The 25,545-nt window shown below is 47.8% G+C and carries 23 protein-coding genes; 15 read left to right on the plus strand and 8 right to left on the minus strand.

Annotated features, from left to right (window positions below; all coding sequences use genetic code 11):
- The first annotated feature begins 7 nt into the window (after positions 1-7).
- From aat to infA, 3 genes are all read left to right on the plus strand, one after another.
- Entirely contained in the window at positions 8-724 is a 717-nt protein-coding gene (aat, locus tag B2Q61_RS14220; protein WP_290616912.1) for a leucyl/phenylalanyl-tRNA--protein transferase, read from the plus strand.
- A complete protein-coding gene (locus tag B2Q61_RS14225; RefSeq protein WP_290616914.1) occupies positions 717-1,445 on the plus strand; it encodes an arginyltransferase in 729 nt (242 codons plus the stop codon). Before aat ends, B2Q61_RS14225 begins: the two co-directional genes overlap by 8 nt.
- Before the next feature lie 96 nt (positions 1,446-1,541).
- Positions 1,542-1,760, plus strand: coding sequence for a translation initiation factor IF-1 (gene infA, locus B2Q61_RS14230; RefSeq protein WP_019676586.1), 219 nt, complete (start codon positions 1,542-1,544; stop codon positions 1,758-1,760).
- 63 nt (positions 1,761-1,823) lie between these two features.
- Here the strand turns inward: infA and clpA are convergent, their stop codons facing one another.
- Together clpA and clpS are read right to left on the minus strand one after the other, a co-directional pair.
- A complete protein-coding gene (gene clpA, locus B2Q61_RS14235; RefSeq protein WP_290616916.1) occupies positions 1,824-4,091 on the minus strand; it encodes an ATP-dependent Clp protease ATP-binding subunit ClpA in 2,268 nt (755 codons plus the stop codon).
- 52 nt (positions 4,092-4,143) lie between these two features.
- On the minus strand, positions 4,144-4,464 hold the full coding sequence (clpS, locus tag B2Q61_RS14240) for an ATP-dependent Clp protease adapter ClpS (RefSeq protein ID WP_290616918.1): 321 nt from the start codon (positions 4,462-4,464) through the stop codon (positions 4,144-4,146).
- Between the two features lie 192 nt (positions 4,465-4,656).
- Here clpS and cspD point away from each other — a divergent pair, with 192 nt between their 5' ends.
- Positions 4,657-4,869: a cold shock domain-containing protein CspD gene (gene cspD, locus B2Q61_RS14245; protein WP_019676583.1), complete on the plus strand. Its 213-nt coding sequence runs from the start codon at positions 4,657-4,659 to the stop codon at positions 4,867-4,869.
- Positions 4,870-4,970: 101 nt separating this feature from the next.
- Here the strand turns inward: cspD and B2Q61_RS14250 are convergent, their stop codons facing one another.
- Positions 4,971-7,199 (minus strand): NADP-dependent isocitrate dehydrogenase, encoded by a 2,229-nt coding sequence (locus tag B2Q61_RS14250; protein WP_290616920.1) that lies wholly within the window; start codon positions 7,197-7,199, stop codon positions 4,971-4,973.
- A 306-nt stretch (positions 7,200-7,505) separates the two neighbouring features.
- Between B2Q61_RS14250 and B2Q61_RS14255 the strand changes: the two genes are divergently transcribed.
- The 5 genes from B2Q61_RS14255 to B2Q61_RS14275 all read left to right on the plus strand — a co-directional run bounded on the left by B2Q61_RS14255 (position 7,506) and on the right by B2Q61_RS14275 (position 12,559).
- On the plus strand, positions 7,506-8,045 hold the full coding sequence (locus B2Q61_RS14255) for a pseudouridine synthase (protein WP_414631479.1): 540 nt from the start codon (positions 7,506-7,508) through the stop codon (positions 8,043-8,045).
- A gap of 131 nt (positions 8,046-8,176) precedes the next feature.
- On the plus strand, positions 8,177-9,280 hold the full coding sequence (gene mnmA, locus B2Q61_RS14260) for a tRNA 2-thiouridine(34) synthase MnmA (protein ID WP_290616922.1): 1,104 nt from the start codon (positions 8,177-8,179) through the stop codon (positions 9,278-9,280).
- Positions 9,281-9,282: 2 nt separating this feature from the next.
- Positions 9,283-9,912: a high frequency lysogenization protein HflD gene (gene hflD / locus B2Q61_RS14265; protein ID WP_290616924.1), complete on the plus strand. Its 630-nt coding sequence runs from the start codon at positions 9,283-9,285 to the stop codon at positions 9,910-9,912.
- A gap of 15 nt (positions 9,913-9,927) precedes the next feature.
- Entirely contained in the window at positions 9,928-11,298 is a 1,371-nt protein-coding gene (purB, locus tag B2Q61_RS14270) for an adenylosuccinate lyase (RefSeq protein WP_290616925.1), read from the plus strand.
- A gap of 94 nt (positions 11,299-11,392) precedes the next feature.
- Positions 11,393-12,559, plus strand: a complete 1,167-nt coding sequence (locus B2Q61_RS14275) for a cupin domain-containing protein (RefSeq protein WP_290616927.1) — start codon at positions 11,393-11,395, stop codon at positions 12,557-12,559.
- Between the two features lie 122 nt (positions 12,560-12,681).
- Here the strand turns inward: B2Q61_RS14275 and B2Q61_RS14280 are convergent, their stop codons facing one another.
- Positions 12,682-13,131: a DUF4826 family protein gene (locus tag B2Q61_RS14280; RefSeq protein ID WP_290616929.1), complete on the minus strand. Its 450-nt coding sequence runs from the start codon at positions 13,129-13,131 to the stop codon at positions 12,682-12,684.
- 136 nt (positions 13,132-13,267) lie between these two features.
- Here B2Q61_RS14280 and B2Q61_RS14285 point away from each other — a divergent pair, with 136 nt between their 5' ends.
- Entirely contained in the window at positions 13,268-14,398 is a 1,131-nt protein-coding gene (locus tag B2Q61_RS14285; RefSeq protein WP_290616932.1) for a Leu/Phe/Val dehydrogenase, read from the plus strand.
- An 86-nt stretch (positions 14,399-14,484) separates the two neighbouring features.
- Here the strand turns inward: B2Q61_RS14285 and B2Q61_RS14290 are convergent, their stop codons facing one another.
- Together B2Q61_RS14290 and B2Q61_RS14295 are read right to left on the minus strand one after the other, a co-directional pair.
- Positions 14,485-16,800, minus strand: a complete 2,316-nt coding sequence (locus B2Q61_RS14290; RefSeq protein ID WP_290616934.1) for an acyl-CoA dehydrogenase — start codon at positions 16,798-16,800, stop codon at positions 14,485-14,487.
- Between the two features lie 11 nt (positions 16,801-16,811).
- Positions 16,812-17,486, minus strand: coding sequence for a TetR/AcrR family transcriptional regulator (locus B2Q61_RS14295; protein WP_290616936.1), 675 nt, complete (start codon positions 17,484-17,486; stop codon positions 16,812-16,814).
- 482 nt (positions 17,487-17,968) lie between these two features.
- Here B2Q61_RS14295 and B2Q61_RS14300 point away from each other — a divergent pair, with 482 nt between their 5' ends.
- The 5 genes from B2Q61_RS14300 to B2Q61_RS14320 all read left to right on the plus strand — a co-directional run bounded on the left by B2Q61_RS14300 (position 17,969) and on the right by B2Q61_RS14320 (position 24,761).
- On the plus strand, positions 17,969-20,575 hold the full coding sequence (locus tag B2Q61_RS14300; RefSeq protein ID WP_290616938.1) for a TonB-dependent receptor plug domain-containing protein: 2,607 nt from the start codon (positions 17,969-17,971) through the stop codon (positions 20,573-20,575).
- 147 nt (positions 20,576-20,722) lie between these two features.
- Positions 20,723-21,976: an HD-GYP domain-containing protein gene (locus B2Q61_RS14305; protein WP_290618111.1), complete on the plus strand. Its 1,254-nt coding sequence runs from the start codon at positions 20,723-20,725 to the stop codon at positions 21,974-21,976.
- 35 nt (positions 21,977-22,011) lie between these two features.
- Complete coding sequence (gene upp / locus B2Q61_RS14310) at positions 22,012-22,638, plus strand: uracil phosphoribosyltransferase (protein ID WP_290616940.1); 627 nt, start codon at positions 22,012-22,014, stop codon at positions 22,636-22,638.
- A gap of 64 nt (positions 22,639-22,702) precedes the next feature.
- Positions 22,703-23,584, plus strand: a complete 882-nt coding sequence (locus tag B2Q61_RS14315; RefSeq protein ID WP_290616942.1) for an alpha/beta fold hydrolase — start codon at positions 22,703-22,705, stop codon at positions 23,582-23,584.
- A gap of 64 nt (positions 23,585-23,648) precedes the next feature.
- Positions 23,649-24,761: an META domain-containing protein gene (locus tag B2Q61_RS14320; RefSeq protein WP_290616944.1), complete on the plus strand. Its 1,113-nt coding sequence runs from the start codon at positions 23,649-23,651 to the stop codon at positions 24,759-24,761.
- Positions 24,762-24,905: 144 nt separating this feature from the next.
- Here the strand turns inward: B2Q61_RS14320 and rplT are convergent, their stop codons facing one another.
- Both rplT and rpmI read right to left on the minus strand, forming a co-directional pair.
- The gene (gene rplT / locus B2Q61_RS14325; protein WP_019676566.1) at positions 24,906-25,262 is read right to left on the minus strand and encodes a 50S ribosomal protein L20; all 357 of its coding nucleotides are present in this window, start codon (positions 25,260-25,262) and stop codon (positions 24,906-24,908) included.
- 16 nt (positions 25,263-25,278) lie between these two features.
- The gene (gene rpmI, locus B2Q61_RS14330) at positions 25,279-25,476 is read right to left on the minus strand and encodes a 50S ribosomal protein L35 (protein WP_027672243.1); all 198 of its coding nucleotides are present in this window, start codon (positions 25,474-25,476) and stop codon (positions 25,279-25,281) included.
- Positions 25,477-25,545 lie beyond the last annotated feature (69 nt).

Raw genomic sequence — 25,545 nt, forward strand, 5'->3', positions numbered from 1 at the left:
AGTTCAAATGGCTATTTACCTGCCTGAGCTTGACCCTGCCCAACTGTGGTTTCCTCCGGTTGAGCAGGCGCTTGAACAACCCGATGGTTTACTGGCGATGGGCGGCGACTTATCGAGTGGCCGCCTGACGCTGGCGTATCGCAGCGGCATTTTCCCCTGGTTCAGCGACGGTGATCCGTTGTTGTGGTGGAGCCCGGCGGTACGCGCAGTATTTGCCCCCGCCAGTCTGAAATTTAACCGTACCCTGCGTAAACAATGGCAACGCTCAGCACTGCAGCTGACTCTTAATCATGCGTTTACCGACGTGATTAAGGGCTGTGCCGCGCCGCGCAAGCACCAACCTGAAACCTGGATATTGCCGCCAATGCAACAGGCGTATCAGCAGCTGCATCAGCAAGGCCATGCCCATAGTATTGAAGTGTGGCAGGCTGGTAAGCTGGTCGGCGGCCTGTATGGTATTGTTGTTGGCGGTTTGTTCTGTGGCGAGTCAATGTTTAACCGGATACCCAACGGCGCAAAATTTGCGTTGCTGGCGCTGCAGCAACACGTTAGCCAGTATGCGCCGGGCTGGATTGACTGTCAGATCCCTAACCCTTTCTTACAGCAATTAGGGGCCGGGACAATTGGCCGCGCACAATACTTAACCTTATTACAGCAACAGGCCATGCTCAAAAGCCCAGCCGGCCACTGGCTGCCACAACAGCTAAGCTTACCATATGACTGAGTCTTTTTCGGCAACAAAGCGTGCATTACGTTTTGGTTTAACCCATCCTGCTCCCTGCAGTTACCTGCCGGGCCAACAGGAGCAATTAGTCGTGTTAATGCCGGAAGAGCCCATCAGCGCCAAACTATATCAGCAGCTGCTGGCGCTGAACTTCAGGCGCAGTGGTGAACAAAGCTATACCCCCCACTGCCCGGCCTGTACCGCGTGTCAGTCAGTCCGCATTGACCCGCTGCAATGGCAGCCTTCTCGCAGCCAGCGCCGGCTACTAAATAAAGCAACGCGCGCTAATTTGCAATACAGGCTGGTTACCACAGCGGATGTTGCACTTTATTTTCCGCTGTTTGCTGCTTATATCGCTTTTAAACATGACGATGGCATCATGTTCCCGGCAACGGAGGAGCAACTTAGCAGCATGCTAACGTGCAGCTGGCTAGAAGTGAAATTTCTGGAGATTTATCACGACGAAAAGCTGATTAGCGTCAGTATTATTGATCAGCTTGCCGATAGTTACTCAGCGGTTTATACCTTTTTTTCCCGGCAGTATCAGCAATATTCACCCGGCAAACTCGCTATAATTTATTTACTCGAGCGTGCCCGGCTGGATAACAAAGCATTTGTCTATTTAGGTTATCTGGTAGAGGCATGTCAGAAGATGGCGTATAAGGCCGAATTTAGACCACAACAACGATTTATTCAGGGACATTGGCACTCTTTTGCCTAAAAAAGCGCTTGCTGCTTTACTTATTGCTGTGATTTCGGCACAATCTGCGCAGTTTTTTGAAGGTTCAAACCAAATTTATAGAGGCGAGTACGCTGAATGGCGAAAGAAGACGTAATTGAAATGCAAGGTACCATCCTGGATACATTGCCAAATACCATGTTCAAAGTAGAACTGGAAAATGGTCATGTGGTTATCGCTCACATTTCCGGTAAGATGCGTAAAAACTATATCCGCATTTTGACAGGCGATAAAGTTACCGTTGAATTAACGCCTTATGATTTAAGTAAAGGCCGTATCGTATTCCGTCAGCGTTAAATCAGCTTTAGTACTAAAAAAACCCGGTCAATGCCGGGTTTTTGCTTTGTGCTCAGAGCAAGCCTAGTCTATCAGGGCAAGATCCTGTTCGGTCTGGTAATCGAAGAATAACTCATCGTTTTTCAAGCTCACTTTTACATCACCCCCGTGGAGCAAGCGACCAAATAATATCTCATTGGCCAACGGTTTCTTCAGTTGTTCCTGGATCACCCTGGCCATTGGTCTGGCACCCATCGCCTGATCATAGCCCTTGTCAGCCAACCATTGTCTGGCGTCAGTGGTTAACTCCATTGATACCTGCTTTTTATCTAACTGCACCTGTAAATCGCAAACAAATTTATCAACAATTTGCAGAATAATATCGGCAGCCAGATGTTTAAACCAGATAATACCATCTAACCGGTTACGGAATTCCGGACTAAAAGTACGGTTGATTTCGCTCAATGCATCATGGCTGTGGTCTTGCTGTTTAAAGCCGATGGATTTTCGAACTGTTTCCTGAACTCCGGCATTGGTGGTCATCACCAGCACTACATTTCTGAAATCGACCTTACGCCCGTTATTATCGGTCAGAGTACCGTGGTCCATAACCTGTAACAAAATATTGTACACATCGCTATGGGCTTTCTCTATTTCATCCAGCAGAACGACCGAGTATGGATGTTTAGAAACGGCGTCAGTCAGCAAACCACCCTGCTCAAAACCGACATAGCCTGGTGGGGCGCCAATCAGCCGGCTTACCGCATGCCTTTCCATATACTCAGACATATCAAAGCGCAATAATTCTACCCCCATTACCTTTGCCAGCTGCTTGGTTACTTCGGTTTTCCCCACCCCCGTAGGACCTGCAAACAGAAAGTTTCCTATTGGCTTCTCTTCATTGCCAAGGCCCGAACGAGACAACCGTATCGCGGCCGTCAACACTTCTATTGGTTCGTCCTGACCAAATACCACCAGCTTAAGATTGCGGTCCAGATTCGCCAACACATCTTTATCTGAAGCTGACACGGATTTCTCCGGGATCCGCGCCATCTTAGCAATAATATGCTCTATTTCAGGAACGTTAATGACTTTCTTGCGTTTTGATGTTGGTAGAAGCCGCTGACTGGCTCCGGCTTCGTCTATCACGTCTATCGCTTTATCAGGCAAATGACGCTCATTGATGTACTTCGCTGACAATTCTGCCGCAGCCCGAATTGCCTTTTGGGTGTAACGCACATTGTGATGCTGCTCATAACGTTCTTTCAAACCCATCAGAATACGGGTGGTATCTTCGACACTGGGTTCGGTAACATCAATTTTCTGAAAACGGCGCACCAGGGCTGTGTCTTTTTCAAAAATACTTTTAAATTCCTGATAAGTGGTCGATCCCATGCAACGTAGCCGGCCACTGGACAATAGCGGCTTAATTAAATTAGACGCATCCATTACGCCACCTGAAGCGGCACCGGCACCAATTACTGTATGAATTTCGTCAATAAATAATATTGAGTCTTTCTCTTTCTCCAGTTCTTTAAGTAACGATTTTAACCGTTTTTCAAAGTCGCCACGGTATTTGGTCCCCGCCAGCAATGCGCCCATATCAAGCGCGTAGATAGTGGCATTAGCAATGACCTCTGGCACCTGCTGCTGCACGATACGATACGCCAGACCTTCAGCAATAGCGGTTTTACCGACACCCGCTTCCCCTACCAGCAGCGGGTTATTTTTCTTGCGCCGGCACAGTACTTGTACTGCGCGCTCTACCTCGCGGTCACGGCCAATCAATGGATCAATATGACCATTTTTCGCTTGAATATTCAGGTTGCTGGTAAAATTTTCCAGATATTTACTTTCTTCAGGCACCGTATCAGTCAGCTCTTCCTGCCCACTGTCATCGTGCTGTTCAAGCTTTTCCGTTTTAGTCACACCATGCGAAATGAAATTGACGATATCTAAGCGAGTAATATCAATTTTCTTCAGCAGGTAAACCGCCTGAGACTCCTGCTCACTAAAAATTGCCACCAGCACATTGGCACCCGTGACTTCCGATTTACCTGATGACTGCACATGAAACACCGCCCGCTGTAAAACCCGCTGAAAACCTAAGGTAGGCTGGGTATCTCGCTCTGCATCACTGTCAGGCAACACCGGCGTTGTAGAGTCGATAAAGCTCGCTAGTTCAAGCCTGAGTTTATCAATATTAGCACCGCAAGATTTCAGTGCATCTCCGGCTGCCGGGTTATCCAGCAACGCCAATAATAAATGTTCTACCGTCATGTACTCATGCCGGCGTTCGCGCGCAAACCGGAACGCTAAATTCAGCGTCAGTTCCAGATCTTTATTTAACATAGCTTACTCCCAATACCCCTGAGAACCACTTCCAGACCATGCCAAGACATTCCTAAGCGCGTTCCATTGTGCACAACAGTGGATGCTGATGCTCTTTTGCATACTGTTGCACCTGCTGTACTTTAGTTTCTGCAATTTCAGCTGTGAAAATGCCACACACCGCCTTGCCCTCGTAATGTACTTTCAACATTATTTCACTGGCTTTTTCATACTGCATATTAAAAAAATGCGTTAGCACATCGATCACAAAATCCATTGGAGTGTAGTCGTCGTTGTGCAAAATCACCTTATACATAGGTGGCGGAGTCACTTTTTGTCGGGTTAACTCTGCCAGGTCATCGTGTTTTGTATCTAAATTTTGCTTACCGCTCATAAACTATAGCCATGCCTGCGCCAACCAGCAAAGGCGCTTATATTAAAAATTAGTAAAAAAATCGCACTATTTTTGCAAACAGCTTGACTCTTTGCTTAAATTATCTACAGTAGATATTGGGGCTGTACGAGTCCCCTTCAAGTACACTCTAGAATATAGAATATAGCTAACTTAGAGAAGGAAGTAAGTAGTATGGCTACCGGTAAAGTAAAATGGTTCAATAATGCCAAAGGATTTGGGTTTATTCGTGAAGATGGTCGTGATGAAGATATCTTCGCTCATTATTCTACCATTAGCATGGATGGCTACCGCACGCTAAAAGCAGGCCAGGATGTGGTGTTCGATCTATCTGAAGGCCCGAAAGGGCTGCATGCTGTAAATATTAAGCTCCCCGGCGAAGAATAACCTTTTCATCGTTTCAATGTTGTACCGACCTGGCATCGGCAGTTAAAAATAAAAAAGCAGGCAAATGCCTGCTTTTTTTATCGGTACTCAGCTGGTAATAATTACAGTGACTGTAAGGTCCTGTTTAATGTCGGGCTAGGCCGCATCGCATCGCTTACCAGTTTGTCATTTGGCCGGTAGTAACCACCAATCTGCACGGGGTGTCCCTGCACACCATTCAGCTCCGTCAGGATATCCTGCTCATTCGCCTGCATCGATTCAGCCAGCGCTTTAAAGCGCGCTGCCAGTGCGGTATCAGTAGTTTGATTTGCCAGCTCCTGCGCCCAGTACAACGCCAGATAGAAGTGACTGCCGCGGTTGTCCAGCTCACCGGCTTTGCGTCGCGGTGATTTGTCGTTATCCAGGAAGGTTGCAGTCGCTTTATCCAGGCTATCTGCCAGTACTTTGGCGGCACTGTTGCCAGTCACCTGAGACAAATGCTCCAACGATGCCGCTAATGCCAGAAACTCGCCCAACGAATCCCACCGCAAATGGTTTTCTTCAACAAATTGCTCTACGTGTTTAGGCGCTGAGCCACCAGCACCGGTTTCAAATAAACCACCACCGTTCATCAGTGGTACCACTGACAACATTTTAGCGCTGGTACCCAGCTCTAAAATCGGAAATAAATCTGTCAGATAATCACGTAGCACGTTACCGGTTACAGAAATTGTATCAAGGCCCTGTTTAATCCGGGCCAGGGTATGACGGGTAGCTTCTACCGGCGCCATAATCTGAATATCCAGGCCAGTGGTATCATGATCTTTCAGATAACGCTCTACTTTTTCAATCAGCTGTGCATCATGGGCCCGCTCACTGTCCAGCCAGAAAATCGCCGGCGTTTCACTTAAACGAGAACGATTCACGGCCAGTTTTACCCAGTCACGAATTGGTGCATCTTTTACCTGACACATCCGCCAGATATCGCCTTGTTCAACGGTATGGCTGAACAACACGTCACCTTTACTGTTTAGCACTTTTACCGTACCGTTTACCGCAATTTCAAAGGTTTTATCGTGTGAACCATATTCTTCTGCTTTTTGTGCCATCAGGCCTACGTTAGGAACTGAACCCATGGTACGTGGATCAAAAGCCCCGTTTTCTTTACAGAAACTAATGGTTTCCTGATAAACACCGGCATAGCAGCGATCCGGGATAACTGCTTTAGTGTCTTTTAACTGACCATCCGGGCCCCACATCTGACCAGAGCTACGGATCATCGCTGGCATTGACGCATCGATAATCACATCGCTGGGAACGTGTAAATTAGTAATGCCTTTGTCTGAGTTCACCATTGCCATAGCGGGTTTGTCTGCATATAACGCCGTTATAGCATCTTTAATTTCCTGTTGTTTGGCTTCTGGCAGGCTGGTAATTTTTGCATACACATCACCCAAGCCATTGCTGACATCAACACCGGCATTGGCAAAATCGTCTGCATATTTGCTGAAGATTTCCTGATAAAACACCTTAACCGCATGGCCAAACATAATGGGATCAGATACTTTCATCATAGTGGCTTTTAAGTGCAGCGAAAACAGGATGTCTTTTGCTTTCGCATCAGCAATTTCAGCAGCATAAAAATCACGAAGCGCTTTAGCACTCATGGTTGCCGCATCAATAACCTCATCTGCCAGCACTGCCACGTTGTCTTTCAATACCGCAACCTTGCCATCAGCCTGATGCAATTCAATGCGCAAGGTATCAGCGGCAGTAAGAGTAGTGGATTGTTCTGAGCCATAGAAATCGCCATGTTGCATATGAGCAACATGTGAGGCTGAGTTTGACTGCCAGGCGCCCATGCTGTGGGGATTTTTTTTCGCGTACTGCTTAACAGAAGCCGGCGCACGTCGGTCTGAATTACCCTCTCGCAGTACCGGGTTTACCGCACTACCTTTAATTTTGTCGTAGCGCCCTTTCACATCGCGCTCTTGATCTGTTTTAGGCTCTGATGGATATTCTGGCAGCGCATAGCCCTGGCTCTGTAGCTCTTTAATCGCGGCTTTTAACTGCGGTACGGAAGCACTGATATTGGGCAGCTTAATAATATTGGCTTCTGGCTGTTTAGCCATCTCACCCAACTCTGCCAGCGCATCATTAATGCGTTGCTCTGGCTTTAAAAAATCCGAAAAACTGGCAATAATACGCCCTGACAGTGAAATATCCCGGGTTTCAACTGCAATGCCTGCAGCTGAAGAAAATGCCTGGATAACGGGCAGCAAAGAATGAGTAGCCAGTGCTGGCGCTTCATCGGTGATGGTATAAATGATTGTTGCACTTTCTTTCGACATGTTAGTTCCTGTATTGTAATCGCGGATTGTCCACGGAAGTCCGCGGCCCCGATGGCCCAATGGGAAGTGCCGCGCTAACACTGTAGCACTGTGATTATTGTTTAAAACGCAGCAAAAACAACGGCCGTTAGTATATCAGTATAAAGTCGATTTAAACAGGCGCACCAGCGCCTGCAGTATCGAGACCGGCGCGTGGCGCTAAGTGACTTATAGGAAATAGCTTTGAAACATCCAGCGCCTTTTCGCCACAGGCAACATAAGCCAATTGCTAAAAAAAACAATAGGACCAAGGTCGAAATTCCACTATTGGTATTGTTCAATAAACCTTACGATGTGCTTAGTCAGTTTACGGATAACAGTACCCCTGCCCGCACTACTCTGGCTGATTTTATCCAGTTAAAAGATGTCTACCCGGCAGGTAGGCTGGATCGCGACAGTGAGGGGCTGTTGCTGTTAACCAATTGCGGCCAGACCCAACATCAGTTAAGCGACCCTAAACATAAAGCACCAAAAACGTATTGGGTGCAGGTTGAAGGTGAGATTAGTGATGCCGCCCTGGCCAGCTTGCGCCAGGGCGTGCTGCTAAATGATGGCCCTACCTTACCCGCAATTGCCGAGCGGATGGCCGCTCCGTCACTGTGGCCACGTAACCCACCGGTGCGTTACCGTGCCAGTATTCCTACCAGCTGGCTAAGCCTGACCATAACCGAGGGACGTAACCGTCAGGTTCGGCGCATGACAGCAGCAGTAGGCTTTGCCACATTACGCCTGGTGCGCCAACAGATTGGCCAGTGGCAGCTCGCTGACTTACCACCCGGAGAATACCGGGTTATAAATTTACCTTAGCCCGATACCTGCTCCGGCTAAATCCAGCCAGCAGACACATAAGCTGCAGCCACGCTGGCGATAACGATTTTTTACCGGTTAATTTAGTGCTATACTCCGCGCCTTATTTTGGTCACAGCCAGTGTGGTGCAATGTCAGCTAACAGCAGTAAAAAAGTCATCGTCGGCATGTCCGGCGGCGTGGATTCTTCAGTATCGGCCTATTTGTTAATTCAGCAGGGTTATCAGGTTGAAGGCCTGTTTATGAAAAACTGGGAAGAAGATGACAATGACGAATACTGTGCAGCAGCCGAAGATATGTATGATGCGCAGCAGGTCTGCGATAAACTGGGCATTCCGTTACATAAAATAAATTTTGCCGCAGAATACTGGGATAATGTGTTTGAGTATTTTCTGGCTGAATACCGGGCGGGCCGCACTCCTAACCCGGATATCATGTGTAATAAAGAAATAAAATTTAAGGCTTTTCTCGAATTTGCCGCTGAGGCGCTGGCAGCAGATTTCATTGCCACCGGTCATTATGTGCGTCGCCGCCAGCAAAACGGCCATTGGCAACTACTCCGTGGTCTGGATAATAATAAAGACCAAAGCTACTTTTTATACACGTTAAGTGAACACCATGTCGGCCAGACCTTGTTTCCAATAGGTGAGCTGGAAAAACCAGCGGTGCGGGCTATTGCTGAACAGCAGGGTTTGATTACCCATGACAAAAAAGACTCTACCGGTATCTGCTTTATCGGCGAGCGTAAATTTAAAGATTTTTTACAGCAATATCTGCCTGCCCAACCCGGAGATATCGTTAGCATTGACGATGAACAGGTAATTGGCCGACATGATGGTCTTATGTACCACACGCTGGGCCAGCGCAAAGGCTTGAAAATTGGTGGTCTGCGTGATGGCGCTGACGCACCATGGTATGTGGTAGGCAAAGACTTAGCGCAAAACCGGCTACTGGTGGCGCAGGGTCATGACCATCCGGCATTGTTATCCAGGGGCCTGATTGCCAACCAGTTAGACTGGGTCGACCGCCAGGGGCCAGAGGATACTTTACGCTGCACCGTCAAAACCCGTTACCGCCAGAGTGATATCAGCTGTACCTTAACCCCGCTGGCAGATGGCCAGATCAAGGTGGTATTCGATCAGCCGCAAAAAGCCGTTACTCCTGGCCAGTCTGCGGTATTTTATCTTGATGACGTATGCTTAGGCGGCGGCATTATCGACGAGGCCATTACGTAATTATGCAACCTTCTTTATCAAACCAAATTATTGGTCTGGCCGGCCTGTGTCAGGCGGTCAGCTTGCTCCAAAACCTGGCCCGGCACAACAAACTGCAGCCTGAGCTTTATCACACCACGTTGGCCAGTGTTGCTAACCTGAATCCGGAATCACCTTTGGCCGTATATGGCGATGACCCGGCAAACCTTGCCGCCGGCTTGCAGTTAATTATCGACCAGCTGGGCGACAATACCAAAAAGGATGTCGAACTGACCCGTTATCTGGTTGGCGTGCTGGCACTTGAGCGTAAACTCAATAAAAAGCAGGGTAACCTGGCTGAGCTTGGCAAACAACTTGGCCAGCTGGAGCGACAGTTACAACATTTCTCCGTCACCGACGAGACCATTGTTGGTCGTCTGGCAGACATTTACAGTGAGTGTATCAGCAGCCTGGGTAGCCGCATTCAGGTATATGGGCAACCAGATTTACTCAAGCAAACTGCCGTGCAGCAAAAAGTCCGGGCACTGTTATTGGCGGCAGTGCGCGCTGCGGTATTGTGGCGCCAGGCAGGCGGTAGCAGGCTGAATTTTATTTTTAAACGTCGCAAACTGGTGGCAGCCGCTAAGCAGATGCTGGCACAAACCACACCTTAAACTTCTGGAGTTTTCATGGAACTTAATGCCCTTACCACCATATCCCCGGTTGACGGCCGTTATGGTAGCAAGACGGTTGAGCTACGCCCCTATTTTAGTGAATTTGGTCTGATAAAATACCGGGTTACTGTTGAAGTACGCTGGTTACAGCAATTAGCCGCCACCCCTGCCATTGCCGAGGTTCAGGCGTTATCTGCAGAAGCAAATCAATTGCTTAATAATATTGTCGATAATTTTAGCCTGGCAGACGCCCTGCGGGTAAAAGACATTGAACGCACCACCAACCATGATGTAAAAGCGGTGGAATACCTGCTGAAAGAAAAAGTGGCGGCCAATAGCGAGCTTAGTGCTATTAGCGAATTTATCCACTTTGCCTGCACCTCTGAAGATATTAACAACTTGTCGCACGGTTTAATGTTAAGCCAGGCTCGTCAAGAGGTGTTATTACCACAGTGCGATGCCCTGCTTGCCGCCATCAAAAACCTGGCGCTGGAACATAAAACGGTTGCGATGATGGCTCGCACCCATGGCCAGCCTGCCTCACCCACTACCATGGGCAAAGAAATGGCCAACGTCTACGCCCGGCTGCAACGCCAGCGTGATCAGATTGCCGCAGTCGATATTATGGGTAAAATTAATGGCGCCGTAGGCAACTATAATGCGCATCTATCTGCCTACCCTGACCTTGACTGGCATCAATTTGCCGAGCAATTTGTCACCAGCCTGGGATTAAGCTTTAACCCTTACACCACCCAGATAGAGCCGCACGACTATATTGCCGAGCTATTTGATGCGATAGCCCGCTTTAACACCATATTGCTGGATTTTGACCGCGATATCTGGGGTTATATTGCGCTGGGCCATTTTAAACAGAAAACCGTGGCCGGTGAAATCGGTTCTTCCACCATGCCTCATAAAGTAAACCCGATTGATTTTGAGAACTCAGAAGGCAACCTGGGTATTGCCAATGCGTTATTTAACCATCTTTCGGCCAAGTTACCGGTATCCCGCTGGCAGCGCGATCTGACAGACTCTACCGTGCTACGTAATCTGGGCATGGGCTTCGGCTATACCTTAATTGCGTATCAGGCAACGTTAAAAGGCATCAGCAAATTGGAAGTTAATGCCCCGGCTCTACTCGCCGAACTGGACAGCAACTGGGAACTGCTGGCAGAACCGGTGCAAACCGTTATGCGTAAATACGGCATTGAAAAGCCATATGAAAAACTAAAAGAGCTCACCCGGGGTAAACGGATAAATCAGGCTGATTTGGCCCGCTTTATCGATAGCCTGGCGCTACCTGAAGCAGTTAAAACTGAGCTGAAACAATTAACACCGGCTAATTATATTGGCGATGCCATTGCTCTGGTAAATAAATTACCATAACCACAATAGCAACTGTTGGTGCAGCAGTAATGCTCCACTAGCCCAACATAACAGGCATTGCATGGCGCAGTGCCTTTTTAATTGGAATACCCTTATGTACAAACTTGACTTTAGCGACCTCACCCCAGAGCGTTTTTTAGCCGAATTCTGGCAGAAAAAACCGCTATTGTTAAAACAAGGCTTTAAGCATTTTACCGATCCATTGTCTGCGGACGAGCTGGCAGGCCTGGCACTGGAAGAGGAAGTCGAATCCCGGGTGGTACAGTGTGCTAACGGTAACTGGCAAATGGAAACCGGACCGATAAGCGATTTTAGTCGTTTTGGTGAGCAAGACTGGACCATTTTAGTGCAGGCGGTGGATCACTGGCATAGTGAAGCAGCAACCTTGTTGGATCCTTTCCGGTTTATTCCAAACTGGCGGATAGACGATCTCATGGTCAGCTTTTCCACCCCCGGTGGCGGCGTTGGCCCGCATCTTGACCAGTATGATGTATTTATTGTGCAGGGTGAGGGGAAACGGCATTGGCGGGTGGGTATGCCTGATAGCACTCTTGAGCAATTCTGCCCGCACCCCAGGTTGTTGCAAGTTAGCCCCTTTAATGCCTGTATCGATGTAATAATGGAGCCGGGCGATATCCTGTATATTCCGCCAGGTTGTCCGCACGAGGGTATTTCGCTTGAAAACAGTTTAAACTACTCAGTCGGTTTCAGAGCGCCGGCACAAAAAGATCTGCTAACCGGGCTGGCTGACTATCTGATCGATAATGATATCAGTGGCAAACGTTTTACTGATCCTGCGCGGCCGGTATCCTCGAATATTGGTGAGCTGGGTAGTGCCGATTTGACTCAGGTAAAACAATTGTTGCAACAACTGGTCAGTGATGATGAAAGCCTGCCATTATGGTTTGGCCAGTATATAAGCCGGGCTAAACACGAACTTGACCTGCAGGAGCCTGATCCGCATTATCAGGCAGAGGAGATAGCGGAGTATCTGGAAGAAGGCTCAGAATTAACCCTGACCGGCGGGTTGCGCTGCTGCTATCATCAGGCGAGCTCCGACACCAGCGAACCGGCAGACATTGCGTTATTTATTAATGGTGAACAATATCTGCTGCCAGGCAACGAACTGACAACCGCTAAGTTACTTACCGAGCAGCGCCAATTGGATGAGCAACAGTGCCGCCACTTTCTGGCCCTGCCAGAGCGGCTTGGCTTACTGGTTCATTTAATAAATCTGGGTTACTGGCATTTTACCGAGTAAATTAGCAAATCAGGCTCTGTCATCCCATACTGATATGGCGATGACGTGCTGGTAACCTAAGCAAATAAAAAAACCGCAGAATCTGCGGTTTTTTTTATTTATTGTATGCTCTGCGTTACAGATTAAGCATTAGTCGAGCTCTGCCACACCGCTTCATCTTCAAATAACTGATACAGCCCCTGAGCCCGGGAGACCAGCAAATTCGCGAAATCACGCTGAGTTTTCTCAACCGTTGCGTTATTCATAATGTTTTCCGCCTTTATCTGCCAGTTAAGAGAAAAAGAGCGCATCGCATCCCGCGCTGTTGGCGCTGCAGAAAATGGCATATGATCGGTTGGCAAATCACCACTAATCACCCAATATGACTTTTTATCTTTGGTATTCAGTTTCCACAATGCCACCAGCGGCGGTAGGTAGCGGCTTTCGGTTACGGCAACATTGTCAGGAATAATACCTTTACCAGCAAGATACTGGTTCGCCTTTTGATATTGGGTTCTAACCCACTCTATCCGCTGCTGCTCTGCAACTGCCTGCTGTTCTTGTTGTTGTTCCTGAGTTAACTGCTCACTCATTTTTTCGCTTCCAATTAAAATTTGCCTTACTTTAAGGTACTCAGTCTGCACAATCAAGCGTCGCCAATTAATGTCGACCATCCACATGTCAGACCACCTATTATTTTCGGTGATATATAGCGAAACTCAGGTTGAAATGTTACATTCCGCGGCGCAAAAAAGTGGCGTAGTGCCACTCATTATCAGCCAGATTAAACCCGAGGGAGAATCAGACGTGGCAGTATTTAATCATCCTGAATTCGACAACCATGAGCAAGTGGTGTTTTGTAGTGACCAGGAAACAGGGCTTCGGGCTATTATTGCCGTGCACAGCACCCGCTTAGGGCCTGCCGTTGGCGGCTGTCGCTTATGGAACTATGCCACTGACGAAGAAGCCATTGTTGATGTGCTTCGGCTTTCCCGCGGCATGACTTATAAAAACGCCATGGCCGGCCTGCCATTAGGCGGTGGCAAATCGGTGATAATTGGCGATGCGAAAACCATCAAAACCGAAGCCTTATTCCGTGCTTTTGGCAGGATGTTACATCGGCTTGGTGGCAGTTATTATAGTGCGGAAGACGTTAATATTACCACCGGCGACATTATGCAGGTAAATAAAGAAACGCCTTTTGTTGCTGGCCTGGAAGGCAAAAGTGGCAATCCTGGCCCCTTTACTGCGCTTGGTACCTATCAGGGTTTAAAAGCTGCGGCCATGCACAAATATGGCTCAGCCGATTTAAGCGGGAAAACTGTAGCCGTACAGGGTCTTGGTAGCGTTGGATATGGCCTTTGTGAGTATTTGCATCAGGAAGGCGCCAAACTTATAGTTACTGATATCAATCAGACGTCAGTTGAACGGGCTGTCGCTCAATTTGGCGCTACCGCGGTTGGCTTACACGGCATTTATGAGGTTGACGCCGATATTTATGCACCTTGTGCATTAGGTGCAACGCTTAACGATGAAACCATTAATCTGTTAAAGGCGAAAGTGGTTGCCGGTTGTGCTAACAACCAGCTAAAACAGGCACGTCATGGCGAAATGTTGCGTCAGCGCGGTATTTTGTATGCTCCGGATTACGTTATTAATGCCGGCGGCATTATTAACGTCGCCTGTGAAATGCGGCCACAAGGTTACAATGCTGATGAGTCTACAGCCAAGGTTAACCAGATTTACCATACCCTGCTGAATATTTTTCAGCGCGCGGATGAAGAAGGCAAACCTACCAGTGACATCGCCGACGTAATGGCTCAGGAAATTATCAGCCGCGGCCAGCAACCTGCAGACTAATTGCTGAAATTATCACTTCAGCAAACACCATATAATAAAAAACCGGAGCAAATACTCCGGTTTTTTTATTAATAACGGCTTAGCGATTAAGCCGCATTTTGTTTGTTCAGCGCCTGAGCTGACAACACACCAGGTTTAAAGCTATCAACCGAAATTGATTTAAAACGTAACCTATTCATTTCGGTTAACTGCACCGCTTCCCCCTCGCTGATCACCTTTTGCACTTGTGCCTGCTTAATCGTTTCGGCTAAAGGCAATTTACGGGCAAGTTTACCTTCCCGTTGCGCCTGGTAGATTTTCTTCATGATCGGCTGTGCGTCATGCATGGCGACAAAGGCTGACTCCATCAGGCCGGTAGCATCGTTCTCATCGTTACCAATAAAGCACAAGTGCGTTAACCGATCGCGGATCACTCCGGGCTTGGCCAGTGCGGTACAAATATTGATGGCAATCTCATCATCCGGCATTTTGTAACCAATGCCAAATGGGAATACCAGGGTACGAATAACCCTTGCCACGAACCGATTTGGAAAGTTAACCAGAAAGCCGTCAAACGCTTTGCCAATTTCGGCCAGCGAACGCTGCACGCTGTAATGAACAAATGGTAAGTCTGCCTGCTGCCGACCATTATCTTCATAAAATTTCAGCACCGCTGAGGCAATATATAACTGGCTTAACACATCACCTAACCTGGCAGACAACATCTCTTTACGCTTTAAATCGCCACCCAGCATCAGCATTGACACATCGGCGCTTAATGCCAACGCGCGACTCATCCGGCTTAGTTGCTTGTAATAACGGGCCGTCTCACCAGAAACCGGAGCGGCGTTAAACGCGCCAGCAGTCAGGCCCTGCCATAACGCTGAGAACGTATTACCAATCGCAAACCCAACATGATTAAGCAATAATTTATCAAACTGTTTCAGGCCCTCTTCCGCATCGGGATTCGCCGCGGCTTCTAATTCTGCCAGTACATAAGGGTGACACCGGGTAGCGCCCTGACCAAAAATCATCAGGTTACGAGTCAGGATATTGGCCCCTTCTACAGTAATAGAAATTGGGATCCCCATATAACCATGAGCCAGATAGTTCATCGGGCCACACTGGATAGCTTTACCTGCATGAATATCAAACGCATCATTTAATAAGGTACGCGACATCTCGGTCATGTGGTATTTGGCAATCGCCGTAACGACAGACGGGCTAAGTTTTAAATCTATCGCACCAGCGGTCATTACCCGCATAGCTTCCAACGTATAGGTAAAGGCACCAATTCTCGCCATGCCCTCTTGTACCCCTTCGAACTTACCAATTGACATGCCAAATTGCTGCCGGACATAGCCATAAGCACTGGTCATCCGGGTTGCTAAATGACCCGTTGCCGTCGCCAATGCTGGCAATGAAATACCCCGGCCCGCCGACAGGCATTCCACCAGCATGCGCCAGCCACGACCTGCGTAATCAGGCCCGCCGATTATCCAGTCAAGCGGAATAAAGACGTCTTTACCATAAGTCGTGCCGTTCATAAACGCCATATTCATCGGGAAATGACGGTCACCAATTTCAACCCCTTTGTGACTGGTTGGGATCAGCGCACAGGTGATCCCCAGTTCTTCCTTCTCTCCCAGTAACTGTTCCGGATCGTATAATTTAAACGCCAGACCCAACACGGTCGCGACAGGTGCCAGCGTAATATAGCGCTTGTCCCAGTTGAGCTTGATCCCAAGTACCTCTTGGCCTTCAAATTCGCCTTTACAAATAATTCCGGTATCAGGAATGCCGCCGGCATCTGAACCAGCTTCCGGGCCCGTTAAAGCAAAACAGGGTACGTCGGTGCCGTTGGCCAGGCTCGGTAGCCAGAAATCTTTCTGAGCCTGAGTACCGTAATGCATCAGTAACTCACCCGGCCCTAATGAATTTGGTACCATAACGGTAACCGCTGCGGTTAAACTACGGGTGGCAATCCGCGACACAATCGTAGAGTTAGCAATAGCAGAAAACTCGCGGCCACCATAAGCTTTGGGGATGATCATCGCAAAAAAGCCTTCGCTTTTTATGTAATCCCAGACCGCTTTAGGCAGGTCGCGATCTTCCTGCACTATTTTGTAGTCATCCAGCATAGATAACAACGTTTCGACCTGATTATCCATAAATGCCTGCTCATCTTCTGACAGTTCCGCTTTTGGAATACTGTGCAGCTTGTGCCAGTCTGGCTTGCCTTTAAACAGCTCGCCATCCCACCAGACATCGCCAGCCTCCATAGCCTCCCGCTCGGTATCAGACAGCGGTGGTAAGATTTTTTTGAATATCGCAAATACCGGTTTACTGATCAGACTACGGCGGATATCAGTGACACCAAGTATCACCACCACAGCCAGAACCAAAATTATTAATATCTCCATAACGCTTTCCTTTAAGTACCTGAGCGCGACAGCTGCTGAGGGTATGAACGAGTAAACACTGGCGCGGCAATACCTGCAGCCAGATAGGGCAGCAGGCGCTGAATCACGCCTTCTATATCAACTTCTTCACTAAAATCTGCTTCAGCTATTTCCGCCAGCGCCTCATTTGACGCCATGGTAAATACCACGGTGCCCAGCGAAAAATGAAGTCGCCAGAACAGTTCACTTGCAGGTAACTGAGGGCAGGATTGCTGTACCAGCAACACAAATTTATCCAGCACCCGGCCATAATTATGGTTTATAAACCAGCGTAAATGGCCCTGCACATCGGTATAGCCGCGGCCCAGTAACTGTAAAAAAATCCGGGTACCGTTATGGTGTACCGAGTTAAGCTCTAGCAAAGGTTTAACAAATACGGCAAGTACCTGCGTCAGGTTATTAGGTTGCTGCACTGCCAGTAACCGGTTAAATTCCTGATCTAAACGTGCCATCAGTACCCGTAAATAACGTTGCAGCACTGCCTGAATAAGTTCTTTTTTTGAACCGAAATGATAATTTACCGCCGCCAGATTCACTTCCGCTAAACTGGTAATCTGACGCAGCGAGGTGTCATTAAAACCCGTTTCAGCAAACAGATTTTGTGCAGCGTCAAGGATTTTTTGTTGGGTATTTTGTTTTGCAACCATCGTTAACCCACAAATTAAAACAAGTGTTTGAAATGTACGTTTGAATCTAAAACTTGTCAAGCAACAACTTCAATACTGGTCAGACTTGATGAGCAACAATAAATAAGTAACTGTCGTAGCAGGGGATTTAATCTGCATTTTTCTACCTGAAAAAATAGCTTGACATTATTCAGCCGCTGAGCGAACTTTGCTGTGATATTAACCAACCGGAGAGTAGTCAGATGCAAAAATGCGCCCGCAATCACGTCTACTATTGCTCTGTGTTTTACCTGTCTGAATGGTTCAATAATTAGTTCTCCCTCTGCGTCAGGCAGAGGCTTCCCCGTGCGATATTATTAAAAATAGCATTTCAAAAACTTTCAGCGTTTTGCTGTTTAAATTCCTGCCCGGGGTATATCTATCCGTCTTTGCCTTGACGCACTTTTCCCTTTTTCTATCAGATTGCCAATTAAAGGCAACATTTGTAATCCAGAGGAATGTGTATGTATTGTCAAGCAAAAATGAAGCTATCCACCCTAACTGTTGCGGTTATCCTGGCCTCTACCGGCCAGCATGCGCTCGGAGCAGAAGAACAGACTACTGCCACAGAGCAGAAAACTGAAAAAATTCAGATAACCGGCTCCCGCTTAAAAGGCGTAGATATGGAAGGCGCCAATCACTTGCAGGTGTTTAGCCGCGAAGACATGACGAAACGCGGCTACGACAGTGTCGGTTCGTTTTTGCGCGATTTACCGCAAGCTTCCAGTGCCGGCACCTTTACCGAAAATGGTGGCGTAGGCGGTGCAGATGGTTCTCCAGCCGGTTCTTCAGGTGTAAGCTTGCGAGGCCTGGGCAGCAGTTCTACTCTGGTTCTGGTTAATGGCCGCCGGGTTGCCGTCGACTCGTTCACCAATGGCTTTAACTCCTTTGTAAACGTTAATGCTATACCTATGTCCGCCTTAGAGCGGGTTGAAGTCCTGACCGATGGCGCATCGTCCGTGTACGGTTCCGATGCCATTGCCGGGGTAATCAACTTTATCCTGCGTAAAGATGTTGAAGGCCATGAAGTTTCCGTGTCTTATGGTGATGATACTAAAAGCAGCAACTTTGGCCGTACCAACCTGACCTATGTTGGCGGTTTCAACACTGAACACAGCAACACCACATTGGTTGTCGATTATTTTGATCGCAATGCCCTGTTTAACAGCAACCGGCCAATTGAAGTCACCTTAAAATCCAGTACCCGGGTAAGTATCGACGGCACCGATTACGCAGAGCCCTGGTGTGGTGATGATGTCAGCAACGGTGGTAGTCGCTGTCGCTATGACTATGTTATTGAGCGATCCATTCAGCCTGATACCACTACCCTTGGCGCGACATTGCATCATAATTATCAGCTGGCTAATGGTCATGAATTTTTTGTCGAAGCCATGTTTCAGAATAATACCGGTGCAGCGTACGACTCTGCTGCCGCGTTTGATGTACGGGTAGCGGGCAATTCAGATCTGGTTCCACAATGGGCGCGGGATGTTGATGCTGCAGATGGCATGGTAAATCAAATTCGGGTCCGCTCCCGTTTTCCTGAAACCCGTGTGCAGGATTACGATACCACTAGCTTCCGGGTTTTAGCGGGCTTGCGTGGTGACCTTGGTATGTGGTCGTGGGAGAGCGCAGCGACTTATGGCAAAACCGATAACGAAATTACGCATATTCAAGGTTACATGGGTATTGACAAGGTTAATGCCGCTATTGCCAGCGGTTCGTTTAACCCGTTCAATTTAGGCCGCGATAATAGTGCAAGTGCTATCGCTGCGGTACGTGAACTGGCACCCCGGGTTGGCGAATCAGAGGTTTACTCAGTCGATTTTAATCTCGCGGGTGACTTAGCTGTAGCATTACCTGCGGGAAATATCAGCGCCGTTTTCGGTGGCGAATTCAGAAGTGAAGACATTTTTGACCGCCCAGCTGACATTGCCCAAAGTGGTGGTGTATTTGCGCTCGGAGCCAGCGACGCCGCAGCAGATCGCACCCAATATGCGGCCTATGGCGAATTCAACCTGCCACTTACTGCCGAGCTGGATCTGATAGCGGCTTTACGTTACGACCATTACAGCGATTTTGGTGGCGATATTAATCCCAAACTGTCCCTTCGCTATCGGGCAACCGATGATTTAATTGTTCGTGCTTCGTGGAGTACCGGTTTTAGGGCACCATCACTGTCACAACTTGGTGCTGGCGAGTCATTAAGTTCGGCCTACATAAACTGTGGAGCCGACCAGCCATTCGATGCGCTGTGCGGTAACTTTGGTGCCACAGCTGGCGAGTTAGAGCTTGATCAGGAAACCCTGGGTAACCGTGACTTAAATGCAGAAAACTCTGAAGCGGTAAACATTGGTTTCTCCTGGAACCTGACCGACAAACTACAAGTTACTGCAGATTACTGGCGCTATGAACATACCGATATCGTCGATGTTGATGCCAACACTACCCTCAAAGCCTGTGTTGCCGGTACCGCCCCGGTAACCAGCAGCATTGCAGCGCTTAATGGTGAGTTTGGTTGCGTCTTGGATAGCGGCGACGATTTAGTGTTTTTACGTACCGGCTTCTTTAACGTAGGTCGCCAGAAAACAGACGGGATAGACGTTAAACTGGACTATCGTATTGAGACGAACAGTTTTGGCAGCTTTAAACTGTTTGCTGCCGGCACTAAAACGTTCAGCTATGAACGTCAAATCACCCCTGATAGCGCCAGCGAAGATTTGCTGGGTAAGTTAAGCGGCGCCAATGAAATTGCCCGACCCGACTTTGTTGCTGACGTTGGCACAGACTGGCGTTTAAATAACTGGACCGCCAGCCTATCTGCACACTATATCAGCGAGCTGGGAGATGGTGATTTTAAATTCGGTGGTAACGAAACTGTTGACGCCTGGCTGGTATTCAGCGGCAGCGTCGGCTATGAGTTGACGGCGGATCAGCGTCTGTTACTGACGGTACGAAACCTGACCGATGAAAAGCCGCCCTATGCCTCGTCACCGACCAATGGCTATGCCAGTTCAGTGCATGACTGGATTGGTACCCTCTGGACTGTCAGATATACCGTAAATTTCTAACAGGTTCAGGCATTCATACTGATCCTACACAATAAAGGGGCTGAAAAGTCCCTTATCTTTCAGTTAACGCTGGCGCCTGTGCCTAACCTTACTTAAACTCTCTGTTTGAGTAGTAATTCTCTGAAAACGGAGTGGCAGTTGTCTGCAGTGAAAATTAAACCTGAACAAGTAAAATTAGGCTATGCCATTAAGCTCCCCAGCGGCTGGATGAAACACCCGTTTTTATCCAGCAACATGCTGGTAGAAAACCAGCAGCAGCTTCACATTATTAAAAACCTGGGGTTGGAGTATGTATATTTTTACCCCAACAAAAGTAAACAAGTAACTGAAGATATTGCTGAATTATCTGAAAGTGAAGAGATTGAATTTAACAGCAAAATGTCTGAAGCTCAGGCCATGATGTTAAATGAAAAAATGCTCAGGATTGAGCAAGCTAAAGCACACCGGCGGGATATTCAAAAAACAGAGAAAGCCTTTAATCATTCGTTAAATCAGGTTCGCGAACTGATGAAACAGGTTAGTAGCCGGCCGCTTAATGCCATTACCGAAGCCTCTCACTTAATCAGCCAGTTAGTTGACACCATCATTAATGCCGAAAGTCTGATCTTGCATTTAATTTCATCGGGTAATAAAGATCAGGAAACCTTGTACTATCATGTTCTGAATGTTTCTATCGTCAGCATGATGCTGGCCCGCAATCTGGGCTGTTCAGCGCAAGACATCAAAACAATTGGCATCGGTGCGTTGTTTCACGACATTGGCAAACTTAAAATACCCAGCCAAATCCTACGCAAAACAACACCTTTAACGGCTCCCGAACAAAATTTATTAAAACTGCATACTCAATACGGTACAGACCTGATTGGACTGGCGGAAACCTTTCCGCTTGAAGCCTGGCCAATCATCGAGCAGCATCACGAATATCTGGACGGCAGTGGTTATCCAAAAGCACTGAGCAAAGGCCAAATTAATAACCTTGCCCATATTGTCACTGTGGTAAATGAATTTGATAATTTATGTCATCCGCTTGACCCTGCCAAAGCCCGCTCCCCGCATCATGCACTGGCATATCTGTACCGCAGTATGAAGGGCAAGCTGGATGATAAAACCATGCGGGTTATGATTAAAATGATGGGAATTTATCCACCAGGTACTGTGGTAATGTTAAGCGACCAGCGGTTTGCTATGGTGATGTCAGTTAATAGTGACAGCCTGCTGCAACCAAACGTAATGATCTATCAGCCGGACGTGCCACGGCTCGAAGCACCGGTTATCAGTCTGAATAGCGATGATCTCAGCATCAGCAAGGTGCTGACCATTGCCAGCCTGCCAGAGAAGGTCAGAGAATACCTTAACCCCAGGGCGCAAGTTAGTTACTATGTGCAGGGTAAACCCGGTTAAGCTATCTATCACTTCACAAGCACAGGGAACATAAGATGCAGGTCAATGAAGTAAAACACCCTCTGGTTCAGCATAAAATAGGGCTGCTCAGAGCCGCCGATATCAGTACCAAGCAATTCCGGCAACTCGCAGCTGAACTGGGCAGTTTACTAACCTATGAAGCTACCAGAGACTTTGCCACCGAAACTACCACCATCGACACCTGGAATGGCATCTGTCAGATTGAGCAAATTCAGGGCAAAAAAGTCACTATTGTACCAATTTTAAGAGCCGGCTTAGGTATGCTTGATGGCGTACTGGATCTACTACCCAGTGCCAGAATCAGTGTGGTTGGTATTTATCGCGACGAAAGCACCCTGCAGCCTGTTCCCTATTTTCAAAAGCTCGCCGCAGAGCTGGATCAGCGACTAGCGCTGGTGGTTGATCCTATGCTGGCAACAGGCGGCTCAATGATTGCTACTATCGATTTATTGAAAAAACAAGGCTGCCAGCGCATCAAGGCGCTGGTGCTGGTGGCGGCGCCTGAAGGAATTAAAGCACTGAGCGAAGCGCATCCCGAGATTGAGCTCTACACTGCAGCCATCGATACGGGTTTAAATGAACAAGGATATATTTTGCCTGGCCTGGGCGATGCCGGTGATAAATTGTTTGGCACCCGATAAAGCTATTGCCTGAGACACTAAAAAATGGCACTTTGGTGCCATTTTTTATTACAGAGCATAAAGTGTGGATTTAATTCCCTGGCACTATTCGACACGTTACGGATTTACCTTACGAGGCTATCATAGTAAGCCCAGCGGCAAACCACTGCTGCATATGTTGCATGGCAATGGTTTTTGTAGTCGTACTTACCTGCCTTTATTGCAACATTTAGCATGTCATTTTGATTTTTTTCTGTCTGATGCTCAGGGCCATGGTGACAGCGACCATGGCGGCCCCTTTTTAGGCTGGAATATTTGCGCTGAACTTGCTGCTGAGGCATTGCACGCGCATCGTCATCTATTCCCTGATCAACCTGTTATTGGCGTCGGCCACAGCTTTGGCGGCATACTTACCGCCTTGATCCACAGCAACCCTGATAGCCCCTTTCAGCAGGTAATACTGCTTGATCCGGTGCTGTTTACACCTTCTATGCTTACCGTTATGCGTTCGCTGGATGGCATTGGTTTATATCGAAAAAATCCAATGGCCAAAGCTGCGTTGCGCCGGCGTCAGCATTGGCCTGACAAAAATACTGCCTATAGTTATTTTAACAACCGCGGTATGTTTAAAAACTGGCAACCTGAGGCGCTGGTAGCTTATATTGAGCATGCCATATCAGCATCAGATCAGGGCCTCAGGCTGAAGTGCGCACCGGAACGTGAAGCAGAAATTTTCAGCTCTTATCCCGATAAACTCTGGCCACAGTTGAGTCAACCTTGCTCCTCAATTCTGGTGATCTACGGCAACAGCACCTATCCCTTTATCAGTAAAGCGGTCAAAAAGTGGCAAAATCGTAATCCAGCGGTGCAAAGTGTCGTCACCGAGGGTGGCCATTGCTTTATGCAGGAACACCCGGCGACAACGGCCAGGCTGATGTTGCAGCATTTAAACGGTAAAGCGGGCTAAAATTGACGTTATAAACTGGTATGCTTTACGTTATAATATGACAAATTTTTATCAGGGTATGCAGATGAAAAAGTCCTTACTATTAGCGGCAATGGTGTTGGCAGGGTGCAGCCAACTGCCAGCTCCTGAACAAGTGAGCCCCGAGCAAGTCAGTGCAACCCCTGCTGCACCAGCTGCACCAGAGCAACCACAGGAAGAAGTGGTACCAGATAGCGAAACAACCAAATCGATTGCCACTAATTTTGAACAAATTTTTATCGACAATAACGTCAGTTTTAGCGGTACCCTGCCCTGCGCTGACTGTCCAGGCATTCAGTACCATCTGAACCTGTACCGCGATGGTCGTTTTGAAGTTCGCCAGGAATATCTGGAACGTGGTGAAATCAATATTATTAAAGGAATATGGTTACTGGAAAAACGCAACCTGCATCTGGTTAATCAGCAGCATACGCTGCCAGCGTTTTATTTCTCTAATAATAACCAGCTGGCGATGTTGGATTTGGCCGGCAAACCAATAAGCTCAGCACTCAATTATCAATTAAAACGTATAGCGGATTTTAGTAAACTCGATACCCGGCAACCGATGCTGGGCTTGTATTTTCTGAATGATAATAACGCGACCTTTACACTCTGCCAGACAGGTGAAAGTTTGCCGGTTGCCAATACCCAACATCATTTGCCGATGATGCGCCATTACCAGCGAGACGAACGGTTGCAGAACAATGCCGTTATTGCCACCCTGGTTGGTCGCAAACAGGACAATGCCGAAGGTGAAACGCAATTGTTGATCGAAAAGTTTGAACAGTTCTGGCCCAACGCGGTATGTCCTGATCCCTATGCACCGGGACAAATTCAGGGCATTGTCTGGCGGGCCGAAAAGCTTGCTGGCCGTTATGTGCCGCAACAATTGAATGTACGAATGCTTTTTGATTCACAAGATCGCTTATATGGTTTTGCAGGGTGCAACAGTTTTAATGGTAGTTATAAGCAACAATCTAACCGCCTGAATGTCGCCGGCCTGGCCAGCACTCAAAAGTTCTGTAGCGATAGCAGCCAGTTTGAACAGCAGTTTACCTCGTCATTGCAAGCTGCAGATCGGGCTGAAGTTAATGGCAATAAACTACAGCTGTTTAAAGACAATAGTCTGCTAATTGAGCTAAAACCAGCACTGAACTAGCAGATAAGTATTAGTATACGAAAAGGGCCTTTATTTACGTAAAGGCCCTTTTTTTCAGTTGCAGCCCAAAAAAATACCCTCATACCATGGGTAGTGAGGGTATTTAAGCCACGGCTAAGTGGCTGCCGATGCTATCAGCTTATATCAGACCAGGGCTTCTTTGGCTTTAGATACTAAAGCGGTGAAAGCGGCTTTGTCATATACAGCGATGTCAGCCAGGATCTTACGGTCGATTTCCACAGAGGCTTTTTTCAGACCTGCAATGAAACGGCTGTAAGATAAACCATTCATCCGTGACGCTGCGTTAATACGCGCGATCCACAGTTGACGGAACTGACGCTTACGCTGACGACGGTCACGATAAGCATATTGACCGGCTTTAATAACGGCCTGGAACGCAACACGATAAACACGACTGCGGGCACCGTAGTAACCTTTAGCCTGGTTTAACACCTTCTTATGACGCGCGCGCGCCGTCACACCACGTTTTACTCTTGGCATTTCTGACTCCTGTTAATTATGCGTACGGCATGCAACGGACTAAGCCGGCAATGTCTACTTTAGCGACTAAGGTTTTTGGACCTAACTGACGCTTACGCTTAGAAGTCTTCTTCGTCAGGATGTGGCGAAGGTGTGATTGCTTACGTTTAAAGCTACCAGAAGCGGTTTTTTTGAAACGCTTCGCGGCACCTTTATTGGTTTTCATCTTTGGCATAGTATTTAAACTCGCATTGTTAAGTTACAACGAATAATAAGGCGTTAAAAAACTGCGGCAAGCCGCAGT

The organism is Arsukibacterium sp. UBA5043, from assembly GCA_002415085.1.
Classification (GTDB): Bacteria; Pseudomonadota; Gammaproteobacteria; order Enterobacterales; family Alteromonadaceae; genus Alishewanella.

Coding starts and splice junctions, on each gene's coding strand:
- rplT (WP_019676566.1), bottom strand. CDS start 25,262: ATGCCAAGAGTAAAACGTGGTGTGACGGCGCGCGCGCGTCATAAGAAG.
- mnmA (WP_290616922.1), top strand. CDS start 8,177: ATGTCAGCTAACAGCAGTAAAAAAGTCATCGTCGGCATGTCCGGCGGC.
- B2Q61_RS14280 (WP_290616929.1), bottom strand. CDS start 13,131: ATGAGTGAGCAGTTAACTCAGGAACAACAACAAGAACAGCAGGCAGTT.
- B2Q61_RS14225 (WP_290616914.1), top strand. CDS start 717: ATGACTGAGTCTTTTTCGGCAACAAAGCGTGCATTACGTTTTGGTTTA.
- B2Q61_RS14285 (WP_290616932.1), top strand. CDS start 13,268: ATGTTACATTCCGCGGCGCAAAAAAGTGGCGTAGTGCCACTCATTATC.
- clpA (WP_290616916.1), bottom strand. CDS start 4,091: ATGTTAAATAAAGATCTGGAACTGACGCTGAATTTAGCGTTCCGGTTT.
- clpS (WP_290616918.1), bottom strand. CDS start 4,464: ATGAGCGGTAAGCAAAATTTAGATACAAAACACGATGACCTGGCAGAG.
- purB (WP_290616925.1), top strand. CDS start 9,928: ATGGAACTTAATGCCCTTACCACCATATCCCCGGTTGACGGCCGTTAT.
- B2Q61_RS14275 (WP_290616927.1), top strand. CDS start 11,393: ATGTACAAACTTGACTTTAGCGACCTCACCCCAGAGCGTTTTTTAGCC.
- B2Q61_RS14320 (WP_290616944.1), top strand. CDS start 23,649: ATGAAAAAGTCCTTACTATTAGCGGCAATGGTGTTGGCAGGGTGCAGC.
- B2Q61_RS14300 (WP_290616938.1), top strand. CDS start 17,969: ATGTATTGTCAAGCAAAAATGAAGCTATCCACCCTAACTGTTGCGGTT.
- upp (WP_290616940.1), top strand. CDS start 22,012: ATGCAGGTCAATGAAGTAAAACACCCTCTGGTTCAGCATAAAATAGGG.
- infA (WP_019676586.1), top strand. CDS start 1,542: ATGGCGAAAGAAGACGTAATTGAAATGCAAGGTACCATCCTGGATACA.
- B2Q61_RS14250 (WP_290616920.1), bottom strand. CDS start 7,199: ATGTCGAAAGAAAGTGCAACAATCATTTATACCATCACCGATGAAGCG.
- cspD (WP_019676583.1), top strand. CDS start 4,657: ATGGCTACCGGTAAAGTAAAATGGTTCAATAATGCCAAAGGATTTGGG.
- B2Q61_RS14295 (WP_290616936.1), bottom strand. CDS start 17,486: ATGGTTGCAAAACAAAATACCCAACAAAAAATCCTTGACGCTGCACAA.
- hflD (WP_290616924.1), top strand. CDS start 9,283: ATGCAACCTTCTTTATCAAACCAAATTATTGGTCTGGCCGGCCTGTGT.
- aat (WP_290616912.1), top strand. CDS start 8: ATGGCTATTTACCTGCCTGAGCTTGACCCTGCCCAACTGTGGTTTCCT.
- rpmI (WP_027672243.1), bottom strand. CDS start 25,476: ATGCCAAAGATGAAAACCAATAAAGGTGCCGCGAAGCGTTTCAAAAAA.
- B2Q61_RS14290 (WP_290616934.1), bottom strand. CDS start 16,800: ATGGAGATATTAATAATTTTGGTTCTGGCTGTGGTGGTGATACTTGGT.